Consider the following 17,643-nt stretch of genomic DNA (forward strand, 5'->3'; position numbering starts at 1 on the left):
TGAGAGGACTTCCCAGCCGCCGAGATGACATGCAGAATTCTTTAGTTTAGCCTATCCTCAATAAGGTAACCATAAGGAATTCTCCCATGCGCCTGCCGGCCTCCCGTCTCCTCTCCGTCGCCGCTCTCGCGCTGCTCGCCGGGCTCACCGCGTGCAGCGTCCCAGCCGACACCGGCTCCACAACCGTCCCGTCCGCGACGCCCCTCGCTGGCGGCGTCGACCCGGCCGCGCTCGCCAAGGCGCTCAGACAGTTCCCGGCCGAGCCGCCCTCGAATGTCGTCAGCGCGTCCGTCCCGCTCGCCGAGATCCTCCACGAGCTCGGGGTCCCGGTTGCCGGGGTCCCGTCGACCACGACACAGCAGCTGCCGGAGTCGCTCGCCGATGTTCCGCGCATCGGCAGCTCGATGGCGCCCGATGTCGAGAAGATCGTCGAACTGGCCCCCGGCCTCGTCATCGCGGCCGAGTCGGCGCGGTCCACTGTGGAGGCATCGCTCGCGGACACCGGCACGCCGAGCGCCTTCCTCAAGACCGATACGCTCGCGGACGCAAAGCTCGCGGTGAAGACCCTCGGCGCGGCTTTCGACCGCGAGGAGCAGGCGAGCGCCGTCCTGGACCGGCTGGGCGCAGCCGAGGCCAAGTTGCGCGCCCTGCGGCCGGCCACAGCAGGCAAGCCGACCAAGGCGCTCCTGCTCATCGGCGCCGCCGACTCGTTCATGGTCATGAGCGACGGTTCTTACGCCGGCTCCCTGGTCGCGCTCACCGGAGCCGACAACATCGCCGACTCCCAGCTGGGCGCGACCGGCGCCTTCACCGCGGTGGACCTCGAAAAGGTCATCGCCGCCGCACCGGATGTCGTTCTCGTCCTCTCCTCGGGCGGCACGGATGCGGCTCAGCGGGCCATCGACGCCGAGTTCGCCGCACGGCCAGCGTGGCGGAGCTTCCCGGCGGTCGTGGACGGCCGGGTACACGTCCTCGACTACGGTCGATTCGGCTACACCTCGCTCGCCGTGCTTCCGGCCGCTGCCGACGAGCTGAGCGGTTTCCTGCGGTGACGAGCACTGTCCTCGGGGCGCGCTCACGCCGGCGGGCTGTCGTCCTCCCGGCGGTGGGCGTCGCGCTCGCAGCAGGGGTGGTCGTCGCCCTCGGCGTCGGCAGTGTGGTCATCGCCGCCCCCGATGTGCTCGCCGTGCTCGCCGGGAGGGCCGATTCCACCGCACACGCGGCGATCGTGTGGGATGTGCGGCTGCCGCGCATCCTGCTCGCCCTGCTGGTCGGCGCCTGCCTCGCCGTCACCGGGGCCCTGCTGCAAGCGGTCGTGGGCAACCCGCTGGCCGACCCGGGGCGACCGGGGTGACGGCGGGCGCGGCCTCCGTGGTTCTCGTGATCCTGCTCGCCTTCCCGGCCGCGACCGGACTCGTGCCGCTGGCAGCCTTCGCTGGCGGATGCGTCGCCGCCGCGCTCGTCTACGCGCTCGCATGGCGCCGGTCCGGGATGCGGCCGCTCGACATCGTCCTGGCCGGCGTCGCCGTCAACGCGGTCGCCGGCGCTGTCATCGGGCTGCTCTCGCTGCGGTTCAGCGATTGTTTGCCGGCCGCGATCCAGTGGCTGAACGGCAGCCTAGCGGCGAAAGGCATGGACACCGTCTTGCTGCTCGTGCCATATGCCGCGGTCGGTCTGGTCGCCGCGCTGGCCTGCTCCGGCAAAGCGAACATCCTGCGCCTCGGCGACGCCGTCGCCGGCAATCTCGGCGAGAACGTCGCCCGCACGCGCTTGCTGCTCTCGGCCGTCGCCGTGTTCCTCGCCGCGGTCGCGCTCGCCGCGGTCGGTGTGCTCGGTTTCCTCGGCTTGGTCGTCCCGCACCTCGCGCGGCTGCTGGTCGGCTCGGACCATCGCGTGCTGCTGCCGCTGAGCGCCCTCCTCGGCGCGCTCCTCCTCATCTCCGACACGATCGGCCGTACCGCGTTCGCTCCCGTCGAGATCCCGGCGGGGATCGTCATGGCCTTCGTCGGGGCGCCGTACTTCCTCTTCCTCCTGCGGCGCTCGGGGGCGCCGCGATGAGCGCCGCTCCTCCCGCCGCGCTGGTCTCCGCCCGGGACGTGTCCGTGGGCTACGGCCGCAAGCGGGCCGTCCGCGGCGTCTCCCTCGACGTCGCCGCGGGCGAGACCATCGCGCTCATCGGTCCCAATGGTTCGGGGAAATCGTCGCTGCTGCGCGCGTTCGCTGGCCGTGTGCCGGTCGCTGGCGGCTCGGTCCGCATCGGTGGCCGGGACATCGCTCGCGCCGGCCCCCGCGAGCGTGCCCGTGCCGCCGGGTTGCTCGAACAGAGGAACCCCGCTCCGGCCGACCTCACCGTCCGCGAACTCGCGGGGTATGGGCGGCATCCTCACCGCCGCTGGTTCGAGCGCGGGGGCGAGGCCGACCGCGACGCCGTCGACTGGGCGCTGGCGCACACCGGGATGCTCGCCGACGCGGATCGCGTCGTCGCCGAGCTCTCCGGCGGCGAAGCGCAGCGCGCCTGGCTCGCCATGGTCCTCGCCTAGCGGCCCCGTGTGCTGCTCCTCGACGAGCCGACCACCTACCTCGACATCGCCCACCAGGCCGACGTGCTGGAGGTGGCGGGCGAACTGCGGAGAGCGCTTGGGATGACGGTCGTCTTGGTGCTGCACGACCTCAGCCACGCCGCTGCGGTCGCCGATCGCGTGCTCGCCCTGCACGAGGGCGCCGCGCTCGCGACCGGGACGCCTGCCGAACCGTTCACGCCCGAGACGATCGACGCCCTCTACGGGGTCGGCGCCGAGGTCACCCCCGGCGTGGACGGCAGGCCGCCGCGCATCCACCTCGATCACCGTGTGCGGCGCGGCCAGCGCACCCATCCCGACCAGAAGGAGAGACCATGACCTCTACCACCGCCGTCGAGCACGCCGACGAGCGTGAGCGCTACCGCACCTTCCTCGCCGAGCGCGCGACGCTGACCCTCGGCGTCGCCGACCGCGACGGCGTGCCGATGGTCGCCGTGACTCCGTTTGCCGCGGTCGACGATGCGCTCTATCTCTATGTCAGTGCCCTCGCCGACCACCATGACGCTCTCGCCGCCGCCGACGAGGTCGCTGTGCTCTTCCGCGCCGATGAGGCCGGCGCGCCCAACCTGTTCGCCCTCGAACGTGCGCGGTTCCGCTGCGCCGTGCGGGTCGTACACGATGAAGGCGACGAGGCTGTGTTCGATCGGTTTGTGGAGGTCACGAGTCCAGCGCTCGTCCGGCTGCTCCGCGCCCTCGACTTCCGTCTCTACCGGCTCGAACCGCTCGCCGGCCGGTACGTCGTCGGGTTCGGGAAGGCTTACGATGTGGACTGGGCCGGTGACCGCTTCGACCATGTCGTCATCGACAAGACGCAGAGCTGATGCGTCTCTCCCTCGCCTCGCCGCGGAAAGTGCGAGAGGATGGCTGAAAACGCGCGAGGGAGGACCGGGATGACGCACGGGGCAGGCGGAGCGCTCGCGCTGGTGGGCGACAGCCTCACGCAGGGCGGGGACTGGGCGGTTTTGCTCCCCGGCGAGGACGTGCGGAACTTCGGCGTTGCGGGCGACACCACCGACGATCTCCTCGCCCGCCTCGACACCGTCATCGAGTCCCGCCCGGACACGCTCGCCCTGCTGATCGGCACGAACGACCTCGCCTGGCGGCGTTCGGCCGAGCATGTCGTGCGGAACGCCGAGACCATCCTGGTCATGCTCCGGAAAGAGCTGCCGGAGGCGCGCATCCTGATGCAGTCGGTGCTGCCGCGCGGCCGTGAGTTCGCTGAGCAGATCCGCGACGCCAACCGGCATCTGTGGCAGTTCGCGCCGACCGTCCACGCCGGCTGGCTGGATCTCTGGCCGGTGCTGGCTTTGGCGGACGGCGAGCTCAACCCGGCGTTCACTGAGGACCGGCTGCATCTGAACGACGAGGGCTATCGCGCGTGGGCTGGTGAGCTCATCCCGGGTCTGGAGCGCGTGCGCCAGCTGCCGCCTTCCTCCCGGGCGATCGCTCTCCCCGACCTCGGCGGCCCCGCCTAAGCCCACCCCACCGAGTCCCGCTCCGCCGAAACGGAGGACACTCTCACCCGTGAGCCTGGCCCGTTTACCCGCCGGCCGCCGCACGGAAGGCGGCGAAGGCGGCGTCCCTGACGAGCACGAACCGAACCCGTTCCACCGATCCGACTCCGGATGACAGCACGGCACGCACCGTGCTCACGGCGAGGCGTGCGGCATCGTCCATCGGCCACCCGTAAGCGCCCGCCGAGATCGCGGGAAAGGCCACCGTCGCTGCGCCGAGTTCGCGGGCGACCCTCAGCGATGAGCGGTACGCGTTCTGCAGCAGCGGGGCCCTGTCCTCGCTCGCTGTCCACACTGGCCCGACCGTGTGGATCACCCAGTGTGCGTCGAGGTCTCCTGCGGTGGTCGCGACGGCCCTGCCGGTCGCCAGCACGTCCGGCAGAACCGTCGCACGCAATTCGCGGCAGGCGGCCAGGAATGCGGGCCCCCCGCGCCGATGGATGGCCCCGTCGACGCCGCCCCCGCCGAGCAGCGAGGCGTTGGCGGCGTTGACGATGGCGTCTGCGCTCTGTTCGGTGAGGTCGCCGCGGACGAGTTCGATCGGGTCCGTCATCTCAGCCCCGGTTGTTCGAGAGCTCGTAGATTTTCAGCAGTTCCAGGATCGCCTTGTCGCGCTGTTCCCCGCCCTCCTCGAACATCTCGGAGACATGGGTCTTCAGGTGGTTTTCCACGAGCAGTTTGTTGAGGGAGCCGAGGGAATTCTGGATCGCGAGCGATTGGGTGATGATGTCGATGCAGTAGTCCTCGTTCTCGATCATCTTCTCCAGTCCGCGGAGCTGGCCTGAGAGGATGCGCGTGCGGTGGAGGGCCCGCTTCTTGATGTCTGCGATCACCTTCTACAGAATACTCCTAAATATACCCCTATGGGGTATTGGTGGTATTCTCGACGGCATGAAGACCACCTATGACATCCTCGGCATGACCTGCGCCCACTGTGCGCGGGCCGTCAGCGACGAGCTCAGCGCCCTTGGCGGTGTCACCGGCGTGGACGTGGACGTCGCGGAGGGCAGAGCGACCGTCACGAGCTCCGTCGCCCTCGACCCGGTCGCCGTCGCCGTCGCCGTGGGAGAAGCCGGATACACGCTCGGCCGCCCGGACCGTCTTCGGCTACCGTGACGGAACCGGCGCTCACCCGCATCGACCTCGCGATCGAGGGGATGACCTGCGCGAGCTGTGTGGCCCGCGTCGAGCGACGGCTCGGACGGCTCGACGGGGTGGAGGCGGTCGTGAGTCTGGCGACCGAGCGCGCGAGCGTCCTGGCGCCGGCCGGGGTGGAGGCCGAAGCGCTCGTCGCGGAGGTGAAGAGAGCGGGCTATGGAGCGCGGGTCCTCACCGGCTCCCGCGACATCACCCGGGAGCAGAGGCCGGACGCCCAGCGGTTGCGTTTGCGGCTCCTGGCCGCCGCAGCCCTCAGCGTCCCGATCGCGCTGCTCGCGATGGTCCCCGCCTTCCGCTTCCCGGGCTGGGAGCTTGTGTCTCTGGTGCTGGCGGCCCCGGTCGTGCTTTGGGCCGGCTGGCCGTTCCACCGCTCGGCTGCGGTGAATCTGAGGCACGGCGCGACGACGATGGACACGCTGGTGTCGCTCGGGACGCTCGTCGCCTTCGCGTGGTCGGTCGCTGTGCTCGCGCTCGGCGCAGGCGGCCACATCTACGTCGAGGTCGCGGCCGTGGTGACGACATTCCTTCTGCTCGGCCGGTTTGCCGAGGAGCGGTCGCGGCGCCGGGCGGGCGCCGCCCTGCGCGATCTGATCGCGGCGGGCGCGCGCGAGGTGTCCCGGGTGGACGACGCGGGCCGCGAGCGCCGCATTCCCGTCGATCTCCTCGGCGCTGGCGAGCGGTTCGCCGTCCGTCCGGGGGAGCGGATCGCCGCCGACGGGATCGTGCTGGAGGGCGCTGCGGCGATCGACGCGAGCGCTGTGACGGGGGAGTCCGTGCCCGTCGAGGTCGCCGTGGGAGACGAAGTGACCGCGGGGACGATCGCGGCGGGCGGCTCCTTCATTGTGCGGGCCACCCGCGTCGGGCCGGACACCCGCGTCGCCCGTCTCGTCGCGGGGGTGGAGGCGGCGCAGCTCGCGAAGACCCGGGCACAGCGCCTTGCGGACCGGGTCTCGTCGGTGTTCGTCCCGGTCGTGCTCGGGCTCGCTGTGCTGACCTTCCTCACGTGGGTCGTCGTCGCGGGCGACCCGGCGGTGGCGCTGTCGCCCGCGGTCGCCGTCCTCATCGTCGCCTGTCCTTGCGCGCTGGGGCTTGCGACGCCGACCGCGCTGCTGGTCGGGACCGCCCGCGCTGCGCAGCGCGGCATCCAGCTCTCCGGCCCCGACGCCCTCGAACGCGCGGGCCGGATCGACACGGTGGTGTTCGACAAGACCGGCACGCTGACGACCGGCCGGATGACGCTTCTGGAGACTGTGGCTGGCACCGGATGGGCGGCGGACGAGGCGCTGCGGCTCGCCGCTGCCGCCGAGCGGGGGTCGGAGCACCCGCTCGGGCGCGCCATCGCGGCCGAGGTCCCGGCGGTGGGCCCGGTGACCGGCTTCCGTGCGCTGCCCGGTGTCGGAGTGACCGCGTGCGTGGCGGGCCGGGAGGTCTCGGTCGGGAAACCCGGCGAACCCCTCCCGGCCGACCTGGCGGCCGCCGCTTCGCGCATCAGAAGCGCCGGCGGAACCGCCATCGCTGTGAGCGTCGACGGTGTCCCGGCGGCTGTGCTCGGAGTCGGCGACCCGCTACGCCCGTACGCGGCTGAGGCTGTCGCCCGCGTCCGCGTAGCCGGCGCGGAGCCGATCGTTCTCAGCGGCGACCACCCCGCGACGGTCGCCGCTGTGACCGCGCGGCTCGGCATCGCACGCACGCTCGGGGGAGTGAGCCCGGAGGGGAAGGCTGATGCGGTCGCGAGCCTGCGCGCGGAGGGGCGTCGTGTCGCGATGGTCGGCGACGGCGTCAACGATGCGGCGGCGCTCGCCGGATCGGATCTGGGCATCGCGCTCGGCTCCGGCACGGATGCGGCGATGGCCGCCGCCGACATCACTCTGCTGCGTCCCGAGCCGGTGATCGTGGGCGATGTCCTGAGCCTGTCGCGCCGGATGGCGGCCGTCATTCGGGGGAATCTGTTCTGGGCGTTCGCGTACAACGTCGCGGCCCTCCTGGTCGCGGCCTTCGGCCTGCTCGCCCCCATGGTCGCGGCCGCGGCCATGGGGTTCTCCAGCGTCTTCGTCGTGCTCAACAGCCTCCGCCTCCGCCGCTTCTGAGCAAGGCATTCCGATGGCGGAATGGACGCGGGACGCCGCGGGACGCGGTGCCTGGGGACGTTGGCGGGAGCACGCGGGTCTTTGCCCGCCTCCGGACCGGCGTGTCTGGGGTGGGTAAACGTACTGGTTTGTTGAACGGGAGGTACGGGTGATGTTTGAAGGTGGGAAGCGTGCGGTTGTGTATGTGCGGATCAGTGATGACCCGGAGGGTCTGGAGCGGGGTGTGGACCGGCAGGAGGAGGACTTCCGGGCGGTGGCCGCCGCGGAGGGCCTGGAGGTGGTGGCGGTGTTCCGTGAGAACGACACGTCCGCGTTCAAGCAGCGCACCATCGTGTTGCCCTCGGGTGAGAAGGTCCGGCGGGTGATCCGCCCGAAGTTTAGGGCGATGCTCCAGTTGATGGCCAACGACGGCGGGGACGTGCTGATCGCCTACGACCTCGACCGTGCGGTGCGTGACCCGCGGGATTTGGAGGACTTGATCGACGTGCGCACCCTGCACGGGTTTCGGGTACGGTCGGTGACCGGGAGTCTCCGGCTGGACGCGGATGCGGATGTCGCGATGGCACGGGTGATGGTCGCGATGGCGCACAAGTCCAGCGCCGACACGGCCCGCCGTGTCGCCCGGGCGGCGAAAGCCCGCGCGGAAGCGGGTGGGTGGAATGGTGGTCTGCCGCCGTTCGGGTACGCCCCTACCGGGGGACTTTCTGAGTAACGGTGTGTGGGGGCTCGGCTTGATCCGAAAAGGAGATGGCCGTGTCGGACACGACCGAGATGGATTTGGATGCGGTCGTGGATCCCGTGAGGGGAGAGTTCATCGATCGAGTGTGATGATTTCCGTGTTATTGAGCCGAGCTGACGGCGCCAGAAGCGCTGGGCGCTGCCCGCAACTTATCTCGGCTATCGTTATGCATTGTTTGCAAGCCTCTTTAGATTGGCGCTCGGCATTCGGGCCGCGAGGGGCTGGACGCTGCCAACCCGATCGCCGTCTACGATCCCGTGCGAGCGCCGGGCTGTCTGGGTGCGGGAACGTACGGAGGCCGGGAACTTTGTCGGTTCCTGGCCTCCGCTCACAGGAAGCCGATCAGGCCGCAGCGCGTCGTCGGCGGATGACCAGACGTGAGTCCCGTGAGCAGCAGTGCCACCGCTCCGTTCGCGGTGGGCAGGGTATCGGAGCCGGCGTCTGCTAGCCGCACGCTCGCCGTGGCTGTTCTGACCGGTGAGGCAGCGCTGCCCGGTGTTCCTTCCGGTGGGGTGACGGGCGCCGCCGTCTCAGCGATCTGGAACGTGACCACTGTCTCCGCGGAGGTGTCGCCGTCGAAGCTTTGTGTGACCGTGATGCGGTGCGTGCCGGCGTTGAGCGTGGTGTGGATTGTCCAGGTGCCGTCGGGGGTTGCGACCGCGGTGCCCGCCGCGTCGCCGGACACGGTGACCGTGTAGCCTGGATTCGCCGTGCCGGTGATGGCGGTCACGGGCGTGTCCCGTGCCCCGGGGGCCGGGGAGGTGACGACGGGAGCCGTCAGCGGCGCCGCGACGAGGGTGACCGAGGTGGTGTGGTCCGCCGAGACATTGAAGCTGTCTTGCGCCTGGGTGGTGAAGCTGAACGGGTCCTCGGTCATCGGAGCGGCGAACGACCACGATCCATCTGCGGCGGCGGTCGCGGTCGCCGTGAAATCGTTATCGCCGCTGACCGTGACGGTCGCCCCGGCCGCGGTCGTCCCCGTGATCCGCGAGCCGCGTGTGACGGAGGCGCCCGGCGCCACGGAGATCGCCGCCGCGTCGAGGACGAGCCTCAGCGTGTAGCCGCTGGTGAGGGCCAGGGCGTCTACGATGTCTGCGACCCACGTGAAGTCGCCCTCGACCCCGCCGCTGACCAGGCCGACCGCCGTGTTGTTTTGGATGACTGCGCCTCCTGAGTCGCCGGGTCCGGCGGTCAGGCCGTCGGCTTTGAAGCCGCGCACCCAGCGACCGCCGATCATCGCCCAGCCTTCCTCGACCACGGTTCCGCCTGTGGTGAAGCCCGTGGTGCGTCCCGACTTCGAGACGTGTGACCCGAGGGCGGGATTTGCGACGGCCTTGACTGAGATGGCGGCGGCGGAGAGGTCGTCCGAGGCCGCGGTCGTCCAGTTCGTCACGGCCGGCAGGAGGGTGAGCGAGGGCTCGGTCACGTCGATGTCCGCGATGTCTATGCTGTCCGGGTCTCCGGTGAAGCCCGCAGAGCCGCCCGCGTCGCCGAACTGCGCGAAACCGACATTGCCCAGGGCAGACATCCTTGCGAACCTCGGTCCCCCGGCAGCGGGCTCGGCCGAGGGCAGGGTCCGCAGGGGCGATCCGGTGGCTTCCTCGGCGCAGTGACCGGCGGTGATGACGGCTGGGCCTCCTCCCGGAGTCCAGGCGCTGAAACCGAGGGAGCAGGCTGCGAGGCCGTTCGCGGTGTCGATCATGTAGCCGGCTCCGCCGACGACATCCGTGGTCGCGAACGGCTGGGCGGTCGCGCTCACGCGCTCGACCACGTTGCTGTAGCGCGCTTGCAGCCCGTCGATCGCCGCCACCGTGGCCGTGGGGGCGTCCGCTGCGCGTGCCACGACGAGCTTGCCTTGCGCATCGCGCCCGATGGAGACCAGTCCCTCGAGGGGGAGCAGCAGGGCGGTCGCCTCTGCCTCGAAGGCGGGGCCGGTGGTGGGGAACTCCTGGTTCGTGTCGGCGGAAGCCGGCAGGGCGACGAGGGAGCCGGAGAGGGCCAGCGCCGAGAGGGCGACGCCCGCCCCGGCTCGGCGGAGGATGCGGTGACTCATAGGGGCCTTTCACAAAGCGGACCCGTCAACTCTGGCATCTCAATTCCAGACAAGCAACGCTCATATTCCAGGTGGTCCTTCCTCTGTCGCAGCAGGAGAGCTGCATGAGTGTGCAAGGGACCTGGACGGCTGGCTGTCAGCCCTTGAGTGCGGCCAGCAGCTCCGGGTCGGTCGGCTCGACCAGATGGCGGCCGTCGGGGAACACGATCACGGGAATGCTGGTGCGGCCACTGATCGCCTGTGCACGATCGGCCTCCTCTGGGCGCGCTACCAGGTCGATGTACTCGTAGTCGGCCCCGACGCGGTCGAGCAGGGCCTTGGAGCGGATGCAGTCCCGGCACCAGTCGGCGCCGAACACGGTGACTTTGTCGAAGCGGTCGGTCATGCCGTCAGCCTAAACGCTTCGGCCGGGATGTTCGCGGGTCTGTCATTCTCTCGTTCGTCTGTTCGCCTCCTGCTGTTAGCCCTGGCACTCGTTTTGAGCGGGCGTTCGCGGGCGGGTGCGGCAGCAGACCACCACTCTCGGGGTTGGTGGTGCGGTGGTGTCGACCACGCAGACCACGCCGTGGCTGAGTGCGCAGACCGCGAACAACGGCTATCACGCTGCGTGGTACACCGGTGACGCTACGGTGGTGACGACGGAGCCGGTGTCGACTGGGGGGAGTCGCACCACGACGACCAGCACCGCGTTTGAGGGGGCGTGGGGGTTGCCGGTGACACAGCAGGTGGTGCCCAGTGACGCGCCTGCGACGTGTACGACGACGGTGTATGCGGCGGCGAATCTGGTGGGGTCGGTGGCGGAGGTGCTGACCACGGCGGGGACGTGTGATCAGGCGGCGGGGGCGGGCGCGGATCGGTTGATCAGTGATGTCCGCACCGCTTATGACGGGGCTGCGGTGGGTGCGGCGCCGACGCGGGGGATGTGACCATGACCGAGGCGGTCACCGGGATGTCGGGTATGGCGAAGACGTGGACGGTTGCCTCCACGACGACGTATGACGCTGTGGGCCGGCCGGTGGCGGTGACGGATGTGCTGGGGCGGGTGACGAAGACCGCATACACGCCGCCTGCGATGACGGGGCCGACGACGAAGGTGGAGACCATGAATCCGGTCGGGTGGACCTCGAGCACGGTGCTGGACCCGGCGTGGGGTTCGGAGTTGTCGGTCACGGACGAGAACGGGAAAGTCACCAGCGCTACCTATGATGCGCTGGTGCGGCGCACGGCGGTGTGGTTGCCGAACCGTTCGCAGGCGGAGAACGCCTCGTCGCCCTCGAGCGCGTTCGCTTATGGGGTGTCGCAGACGCAGGCGTCCACGGTGACGACGAAGAGACCGATTCCGGGTGGGACGAAGACCACGATCGAGGTGGTTGATGGTTTGGGGCGTGTGGTGCAGTCCCAGGCGCCCGCGGTCGGTTCCGGTGGGGTGATGACGGACACCGTTTATGACTCTCAGGGCCGTACGGTGTCTACGACGAAGCCGTATTGGGCGAGTGAGGCCCCGAGTGGGAAGTTGTTCATCCCGACGAGTATGGCTCAGGTGCCTTCCCGAACGGACACGGTTTTTAATGCGGTGGGGCGGGTGACGGCGAGTGTTCTGTATACGTATGGGGATGAGACCTCGCGTACGGGGTATGTGTATCCGGGGGCGGATCGCACCGATATGGTTCCACCGGCCGGGGCACCCCGACCACGACGGTCACCAATAGTCGAGGGGAGAAGACGAAGCTGGTCCAGTATCAGGCGGCGTCGATCGCCGGTGCTGGGTTGGCTTCGGCGGTGGGTGCTGGCGCGGCCGGTGGTCTCGTGGGTGGGGCTGTTGGTGCGGTCGCGGGGAAAGCTCTCAGCACGGTCGCAGCCAAAGCCGCCAGCAACACAGCAGCAACGATGGCCGAAACAAGCGCGACCGCTGCCTCAAGTAAAGTTGCAATACAGGAAGGGAATACCCTCCAAAAGCACTTTAGCCATGCTGCCGATTTCGGCGTAAAAGGCAATTGGAACAAGCAACCGCGACTGAATATCGATCAGCAATTAATCAGCATCTTAACGAAGCTGGTGTGGCTGAAATTCGAGGCACTTATCGCGGTGATATTCCCACGACGCACTATTTCGAAGAATCAACCGGCTTGAATCTGATGTTGGGACAGCGTGGACAATACATGAGTGGATGGCTGTTGTCCGAGACTCAATCTATGAATCTATTGCGAATTGGAAACGTGCAATGAGTGGGATCCGGCTTCAATTATCAAGTGATGAAGCGCTGATTTTTTTGAGTGGTTGTCTCGATCGAGTGACTTGGATCTTTTGCCTGTCGAAGATCAAGCCGAACTTAGAGTGCTATGGGATATCCTCTCGATGCTGGAAAAGCAGATGAGCGAGCCACTTCGTAGCGATTATTCTCATTTATTGAAAGAAGCGCGGGATTGTGTTCGTGACGTAGAAGGTTAGCTCAACGATGGCACCACGTGGGTCTAGGTGGGGAACCTGGCCGCAGTGATGGGGTCGACGAAGTATGCGATCGCCTCCTACACGCCCATCTCACAGCTGTCGGTGCTGGATCGGGGTTCGTCTGGTTCGACGTTGCGGACGACGTTTGGGTATGACCCGGGGACGGGGGATCGTGCGCAGGTGATTGATACGTCGTTTACGGATACGGGCGGCGACGCAGGCGAATCGTTCGTTCAAGCGGAACGCGGCAGGAGATGTCACCAGTATTGTCACGACGGGTTTTGCGGGGGCGGATACGCAGTGTTTCCGCTACGACTACCTGCACCAGTTGACGGAGGCGTGGAGGCCGAAGAGCAGCGAGTGCGCAGCGAATCCCAGCGCGGCGGGTTTGGGCGGAGCGGGCCCCATCACCCGCGCGTTCTTGTTCTCGTTCCAGGGCCAGACGGGCTCCTCCGGAACGCACCAGAGCGCTGAGCGGCAGTGGCCTGCTGCGCCCCGGCCACACCTGCCAGCAGCCGACACTCGCCGCTGAATTCCCAGCGCTCTTGCCGTGCTGTGCGGTAAAGTGGCACACGCACGGCCATCCCGCGTCGTGCTTCCGGCGTGCTCGCGTCGGCTCGGGACCGCTCGGCTCCCGGCCGCCGCCGCGTCGGCCCTCACGCCACAACAGCCCCGCGCTCCCGGCAAGTGCGCGACGCCCCCACTGGAGGACCATGTCTCGATCGGGTCAGCACACGTCTGGACAGCGCACCGCGTCGCGGCCGCAGCAGCGGCGGAACAAGCACCCCAACAACGATGGCCTCATCCCGATCCTCGCCCGTAAGGTGCGCGAAGTCGAGGCGAAGGCCGCAGACGGCAAGAAACTCGGGCCGACCAATCGAACCAAGTTTCAGGTGATCGCCTTCCTGATGCGCGAAGAGCGCGCCCGGGTGAAGTCCGACGCCGAGCTGATCGACGCCCAGCGCGCCGAACAGCTCAAACGCCTCGATGGCATCGCGACGATCCTGGCCAAGACCGCCGCGCGCGACACTTCTCTCCTCTCGCTGCTCGAGAGTGAAGCCCCGCCGACTGCCACCGCGCAGAAGATGCGCCGAGACTGGCTGCTGGAGTCGGGGACGGAGCTCAGCCCGGACGAGCTGATCATCACGGTGGAGCGCCCTGTCCGGCCGGAGACCGTTCTCCCGCCGGAGCTCGCCCAGAAGCAGGTCGTGCCGCAGAGCGTGAAAGCGCGCCAGCTGTCGAACCCGTTCCTCGCCCCCGATTTCTCGCGCGCCGCCGCCACTCCCGCGCCCCGGCGGCGGCTCGACTCGTGGGAGCTGCTTGGGCCGCTCTTCAAATCGTTCGAATACGGCTCCGGTGGCCAGGCGGCCAGCATGGAGCTGCCGCCCGCCCCGAGGACCGACCGCTACTCGCCGCACGGCCTGGAACTCATGCACTACCAGTCGCGGTTCATCGAGAGCGTGCGCCAGGGACACCGCACCTTTCTCCTCGCGGACGAGCCCGGCCTCGGCAAGACTGCGCAGTCGGTGCTCGCCGCCTCCGTCGCGGGAGCCTATCCGCTGCTCGCCGTCGTCCCGAACGTCGTCAAGATGAACTGGGCACGTGAGGTCGAGCGCTGGACGCCGCACCGCCGCGCCACGGTCATCCACGGCGACGGCGAGCGCCTGGACGCCTTCGCCGATGTCGTGATCGTCAACTACGAAGTGCTCGACCGGCACCTCTCCTGGCTGAGCACCCTCGGGTTCAAGGGGATGGTCGTGGACGAGGCTCACTTCATCAAGAACCTGCACTCGCAGCGCTCCCGTCTGGTGCTCGGTCTCGCCGAGGCCATCCGCGAGAAGACTCCGGACCCGCTGCTCATCGCCCTCACCGGCACCCCGCTGATCAACGACATCGACGACTTCAAAGCCATCTGGCAGTTCCTCGGCTGGATCGACGGCGACCGGCCGGCCGCGGAACTCATGGAGAGCCTGGAGGAGACGGGGATGACACCGGCGGATCTCGGCTTCTACGCGGCCGCCCGTGCGTCTGTCATCGACCTCGGCATCGTCCGCCGCCGCAAGATCGACGTCGCTGCCGACCTGCCGAGCCGCTGTGTGGTCGACCTCCCCGTCGAGCTGGACGGCGACCTCGGACGCTCCCTCCTGCAGGCGGAGAAGGAGCTCGCCGACCGCCTGGTCGCGCGTTTCCACCGGGCGGCGGCTGCGGGGCGCCCGGACTCGTTCGACGGCGACGACGCAGCGCACCGCAAACACCTCATCCGGCTGGTCGCCCAGTCGGAGCTTGAGGAGTCGAAGTCGGCCAAGACCGGCGACAACGTCTTCACGATGGTGCGGAAGATCGGCCAGGCCAAGGCCGGTCTCTCCTCCGACTACACCGCCCAGCTCGCCCGCTCGGTCGGCAAGGTCGTGTTCTTCGCTAAGCACATCGACGTGATGGATGCAGCGGAGGCGGCGTTCGCCGCGCGCGACCTCACGACGGTCTCCATTCGCGGCGACCAGAGAGCCGCTGTCCGCCAGAAGGAGATCGACGCTTTCAACACCGATCCCGGGGTGTCGGTCGCCGTGTGCTCGCTGACCGCCGCCGGTGTCGGCCTCAACCTGCAGGCCGCCTCGAACGTCGTGCTCGCAGAGCTCTCGTGGACCGCTGCCGAGCAGACCCAGGCGATCGACCGTGTCCACCGCATCGGCCAGGAGGAGCCGGTCACCGCCTGGCGCATCATCGCCGCTCAGACCATCGACTCCAAGATCGCCGAGCTGATCGACGCCAAGCAGGGCCTGGCCGCCCGCGCCCTCGACGGCAGCGACGTCGAGATGGGCTCCACCGACTCCGTGCAGCTGGAGGCCCTCATCCACCTCCTGGAAGAAGCGCTCGGATAGCCCCTCCTAGCCGTCCCCCAGGGATGAATCCTGGAGGCTGGGTGCGGCGTGTCGCCGGGAAAGGAGGACGATCGCCGTTGCCGGTGTGGGCGGAGGCGAGCCGGAGGGGCGGCGGTCAGGCGGGGTCGGTGTCGTCGGGGTCGAGGCTGACGGGGCGTTCGTCGTCGGGGAGAAGCCGGTCGTCCTGGTCGTTGTCCACGGGGCGGTCGTCCTGGTCGCGGACGACGGGCTCGGGCTCGTAGTCCGCGTTCTGCGTCTCCCGGAAGCCGGCCTCGCCGGGATCGCTCGCCCTGTCGTCCATGCCCAGAGGATACCGCTGCGCCCGGTGCCCGTCGAGGGCGTTCAGACGCGGATGAGGCCGAGTGCGCGGGCTCGGGCGACAGCGGCGGTCCGCGACGAGACGCCCAGTTTGGCGAAGATGTGGACGAGGTGGGATTTCACCGTCGCCTCGCTGAGGAACAGCTCTCGCCCGATCCCGGCGTTCGTCTGCCCGCCGGCCACCAGCCCGAGCACCTCGATCTCGCGGCCGCTCAGGCGGCTGCTGTGCTTCTCGCGCCGCGACCCCAGCCGCGCCGAGACCGCGGGGGCGAGGGCGCTCTCTCCGGTCGCGGCCGCGCGGACCGCGGCGATCAGCTCGGCGGGCGGCGCGTCTTTCAGGAGGTAGCCGCTCGCGCCAGCCTCGACGGCGCCGAGGATGTCCGCGTCGGTGTCGTAGTTCGTGAGCACCAGGACGCGCGGCGGCTGTGGCAGCCCGCGCAGACGCCGGGTGGCGATCGTGCCGTCGCCGTTCGCGCCGGCCCCGAACTGGAGGTCCATCAGCACGACATCCGGCGTCAGCCGCTCACCGAGCGAGACAGCCTCGTCGGGGGTGCCGGCCTCGGCGAGCACCTCGATATCCGGCTCGGTCGCGAAGAGCGCGCGGAGGCCGGCGCGCACGACGGGGTGGTCGTCCGCCAGCACGAGCCGGATGGCCGCCGTCACCGCGCGCTCCCGGTCGGTACGGTCACCGCGACAGCCGTCCCCCGGCCCGTCGCCGACTCGATCGCGACCTCGCCGCCGAGCCCGGCCGCGCGCTCGCGCATGGCGCGGAGGCCGAACGAGCCGGGATGCCGCTCCCCGCCGCCTGCGGTCGCCGTGTCGAAACCGCGGCCATCGTCCACGATGTCGAGCGTCACCGCGTCGTCGTCATAAGTCAGCGTGAGGCGGGCCGCCGTGGCTTCCGCGTGCTGCACGACGTTCGCGAGCGATCCCTGCGCGCTTCGCAGCAGTGCGGTCTCGACCGGCATCGGCAGCGGCGACGGTTCCCCGCTCACGCTCACCGTCACCCGCAGGCCGCTCGTCCGCTCCGTCTGCCCGGCGAGTCGCCGCAGCGCGCCCGGCAGGGTTTTGTCTTCCAGCGCGGGCGGGGTGAGCGCGTGGATGAAGCGGCGTGTCTCGGCGAGGTCGGCTGCGGCGGTCTCCCGGGCGAGGCGCACCGCGTCGAGGGCGGCCGGTTCCGTGGTGAAGCGTTCCGCGGCGTGCAACAGGAGCTGGATGCTCGAGAGCCCTTGGGCGACGGTGTCGTGCAATTCCCGCGCGAGCCGGGAGCGTTCGGCGAGCGTTCCCGCCGAGCGTTCGCTCGCGGCCAGCTGCTCCCGGGTCGCCACGAGGTCGCGTATGAGCTGCTCGCGCTCCTGCGCTTCCTGGAACAGCGCCCGGTAGCCGAGCCCGATCGCGACGGCGACGCCCGCGCCGATGGCCGGGCCCAGGACCCCGCCCGCCGTCCACCCCGAGTGCGCGGCGAACAGGAGGATGGCAGCGACCGTGCTGGCGCCGACGGCGACGACGCTCCACGGCGAGGGCAGCAGGTGGAGGAACAGGAAGAAAAGAGGGAAGACGAGCAAGGTGGCGTCTTGCGTGAGCGCGGCCAGCAGCATCCACTCGGCCGTCAGAGCGCCCAGCCACAGCCAGCGCAGACCGCCGCGCATCCGGGCTCTCAGCGGCCCGCCCGCCGCGTAGGTGAACACGAACAGCAGCGCCACAGCGATCACCGCACCCGCCTGCCGCGCGTCGCCGCTGGCCGTTTCGACGCAGGCGCGCACGAGAACGGAGGCGGAGAGTCCCACCACGAGCGCGTGCAGGCCGATGCGCAGCGCGGTGAACACCGGTGTGAGGGCGGAGTGGTTCACCCTGCCAGCCTACGGCGG

General features: G+C 69.4%; 19 protein-coding genes and 1 pseudogene. 11 read left to right on the forward strand and 9 right to left on the reverse strand.

Translation table 11 applies throughout. The features are described 5' to 3' along the window. The first annotated feature begins 86 nt into the window (after positions 1–86). The 6 genes and pseudogenes from LXX_RS03590 (at position 87) to LXX_RS03610 (ending at position 4,054) form a co-directional block, all read left to right on the forward strand. Complete coding sequence (locus LXX_RS03590) at positions 87–1,052, forward strand: ABC transporter substrate-binding protein (RefSeq protein WP_011185658.1); 966 nt, start codon at positions 87–89, stop codon at positions 1,050–1,052. Positions 1,053–1,177: 125 nt separating this feature from the next. Then, a pseudogene (locus LXX_RS03595) lies at positions 1,178–2,058 on the forward strand (FecCD family ABC transporter permease). Continuing rightward, positions 2,055–2,540 (forward strand): ABC transporter ATP-binding protein, encoded by a 486-nt coding sequence (locus LXX_RS12580; protein ID WP_050737837.1) that lies wholly within the window; start codon positions 2,055–2,057, stop codon positions 2,538–2,540. The pseudogene LXX_RS03595 and the gene LXX_RS12580 overlap by 4 nt, the downstream one beginning before the upstream one ends. A 9-nt stretch (positions 2,541–2,549) precedes the next feature. Beyond that, on the forward strand, positions 2,550–2,897 hold the full coding sequence (locus LXX_RS12585) for an ABC transporter ATP-binding protein (RefSeq protein WP_050737838.1): 348 nt from the start codon (positions 2,550–2,552) through the stop codon (positions 2,895–2,897). Then, positions 2,894–3,400 (forward strand): pyridoxamine 5'-phosphate oxidase family protein, encoded by a 507-nt coding sequence (locus LXX_RS03605; RefSeq protein WP_011185659.1) that lies wholly within the window; start codon positions 2,894–2,896, stop codon positions 3,398–3,400. Before LXX_RS12585 ends, LXX_RS03605 begins: the two co-directional genes overlap by 4 nt. A gap of 69 nt (positions 3,401–3,469) precedes the next feature. Next, positions 3,470–4,054, forward strand: coding sequence for an SGNH/GDSL hydrolase family protein (locus LXX_RS03610; RefSeq protein WP_041767245.1), 585 nt, complete (start codon positions 3,470–3,472; stop codon positions 4,052–4,054). 64 nt (positions 4,055–4,118) lie between these two features. Here the strand turns inward: LXX_RS03610 and LXX_RS03615 are convergent, their stop codons facing one another. Then, positions 4,119–4,646 carry an O-acetyl-ADP-ribose deacetylase gene (locus LXX_RS03615; RefSeq protein ID WP_011185661.1) on the reverse strand — a complete coding sequence of 176 codons (528 nt, stop codon included), beginning with the start codon at positions 4,644–4,646 and terminating at the stop codon, positions 4,119–4,121. A gap of 1 nt (position 4,647) precedes the next feature. Next, positions 4,648–4,926 carry a metal-sensitive transcriptional regulator gene (locus LXX_RS03620; protein ID WP_011185662.1) on the reverse strand — a complete coding sequence of 93 codons (279 nt, stop codon included), beginning with the start codon at positions 4,924–4,926 and terminating at the stop codon, positions 4,648–4,650. Between the two features lie 58 nt (positions 4,927–4,984). On the opposite strand from LXX_RS03620, the gene LXX_RS03625 reads away from it, so the two are divergent. The 3 genes from LXX_RS03625 to LXX_RS03635 all read left to right on the forward strand — a co-directional run bounded on the left by LXX_RS03625 (position 4,985) and on the right by LXX_RS03635 (position 8,050). Further along, complete coding sequence (locus tag LXX_RS03625) at positions 4,985–5,209, forward strand: heavy-metal-associated domain-containing protein (protein ID WP_011185663.1); 225 nt, start codon at positions 4,985–4,987, stop codon at positions 5,207–5,209. Continuing rightward, on the forward strand, positions 5,206–7,338 hold the full coding sequence (locus LXX_RS03630; protein WP_011185664.1) for a heavy metal translocating P-type ATPase: 2,133 nt from the start codon (positions 5,206–5,208) through the stop codon (positions 7,336–7,338). The genes LXX_RS03625 and LXX_RS03630 overlap by 4 nt, the downstream gene beginning before the upstream one ends. A gap of 178 nt (positions 7,339–7,516) precedes the next feature. Further along, the gene (locus LXX_RS03635; protein WP_068981822.1) at positions 7,517–8,050 is read left to right on the forward strand and encodes a recombinase family protein; all 534 of its coding nucleotides are present in this window, start codon (positions 7,517–7,519) and stop codon (positions 8,048–8,050) included. A gap of 355 nt (positions 8,051–8,405) precedes the next feature. Here LXX_RS03635 and LXX_RS03640 read toward each other — a convergent pair whose 3' ends face one another. From LXX_RS03640 to LXX_RS03655, 4 genes are all read right to left on the reverse strand, one after another. Next, positions 8,406–10,130 carry a hypothetical protein gene (locus tag LXX_RS03640; protein WP_041767247.1) on the reverse strand — a complete coding sequence of 575 codons (1,725 nt, stop codon included), beginning with the start codon at positions 10,128–10,130 and terminating at the stop codon, positions 8,406–8,408. A gap of 136 nt (positions 10,131–10,266) precedes the next feature. Next, a complete protein-coding gene (locus tag LXX_RS03645; RefSeq protein ID WP_011185667.1) occupies positions 10,267–10,515 on the reverse strand; it encodes a glutaredoxin family protein in 249 nt (82 codons plus the stop codon). A 213-nt stretch (positions 10,516–10,728) separates the two neighbouring features. Then, the gene (locus LXX_RS03650; RefSeq protein WP_041767249.1) at positions 10,729–10,944 is read right to left on the reverse strand and encodes a hypothetical protein; all 216 of its coding nucleotides are present in this window, start codon (positions 10,942–10,944) and stop codon (positions 10,729–10,731) included. Positions 10,945–10,991: 47 nt separating this feature from the next. After that, positions 10,992–11,321: a hypothetical protein gene (locus LXX_RS03655; protein ID WP_041767251.1), complete on the reverse strand. Its 330-nt coding sequence runs from the start codon at positions 11,319–11,321 to the stop codon at positions 10,992–10,994. 803 nt (positions 11,322–12,124) lie between these two features. On the opposite strand from LXX_RS03655, the gene LXX_RS16570 reads away from it, so the two are divergent. Together LXX_RS16570 and LXX_RS03665 are read left to right on the forward strand one after the other, a co-directional pair. Then, positions 12,125–12,355, forward strand: a complete 231-nt coding sequence (locus LXX_RS16570) for a colicin D domain-containing protein (RefSeq protein WP_081423076.1) — start codon at positions 12,125–12,127, stop codon at positions 12,353–12,355. Between the two features lie 936 nt (positions 12,356–13,291). Beyond that, positions 13,292–15,457, forward strand: coding sequence for a DEAD/DEAH box helicase (locus LXX_RS03665; protein ID WP_011185669.1), 2,166 nt, complete (start codon positions 13,292–13,294; stop codon positions 15,455–15,457). Between the two features lie 115 nt (positions 15,458–15,572). Here LXX_RS03665 and LXX_RS03670 read toward each other — a convergent pair whose 3' ends face one another. From LXX_RS03670 to LXX_RS03680, 3 genes are read right to left on the reverse strand one after another with little or no spacing between them, the layout of a single operon-like run. Next, a complete protein-coding gene (locus tag LXX_RS03670) occupies positions 15,573–15,758 on the reverse strand; it encodes a hypothetical protein (protein WP_041767253.1) in 186 nt (61 codons plus the stop codon). 41 nt (positions 15,759–15,799) lie between these two features. Further along, positions 15,800–16,438: a response regulator gene (locus LXX_RS03675; RefSeq protein ID WP_011185670.1), complete on the reverse strand. Its 639-nt coding sequence runs from the start codon at positions 16,436–16,438 to the stop codon at positions 15,800–15,802. Next, positions 16,435–17,625: a sensor histidine kinase gene (locus LXX_RS03680; protein ID WP_011185671.1), complete on the reverse strand. Its 1,191-nt coding sequence runs from the start codon at positions 17,623–17,625 to the stop codon at positions 16,435–16,437. The genes LXX_RS03675 and LXX_RS03680 overlap by 4 nt, the downstream gene beginning before the upstream one ends. Between the last annotated feature and the right edge of the window lie 18 nt (positions 17,626–17,643).

Origin of the sequence: Leifsonia xyli subsp. xyli str. CTCB07, assembly GCF_000007665.1 — a bacterium.
GTDB lineage: Bacteria > Actinomycetota > Actinomycetes > Actinomycetales > Microbacteriaceae > Leifsonia > Leifsonia xyli_C.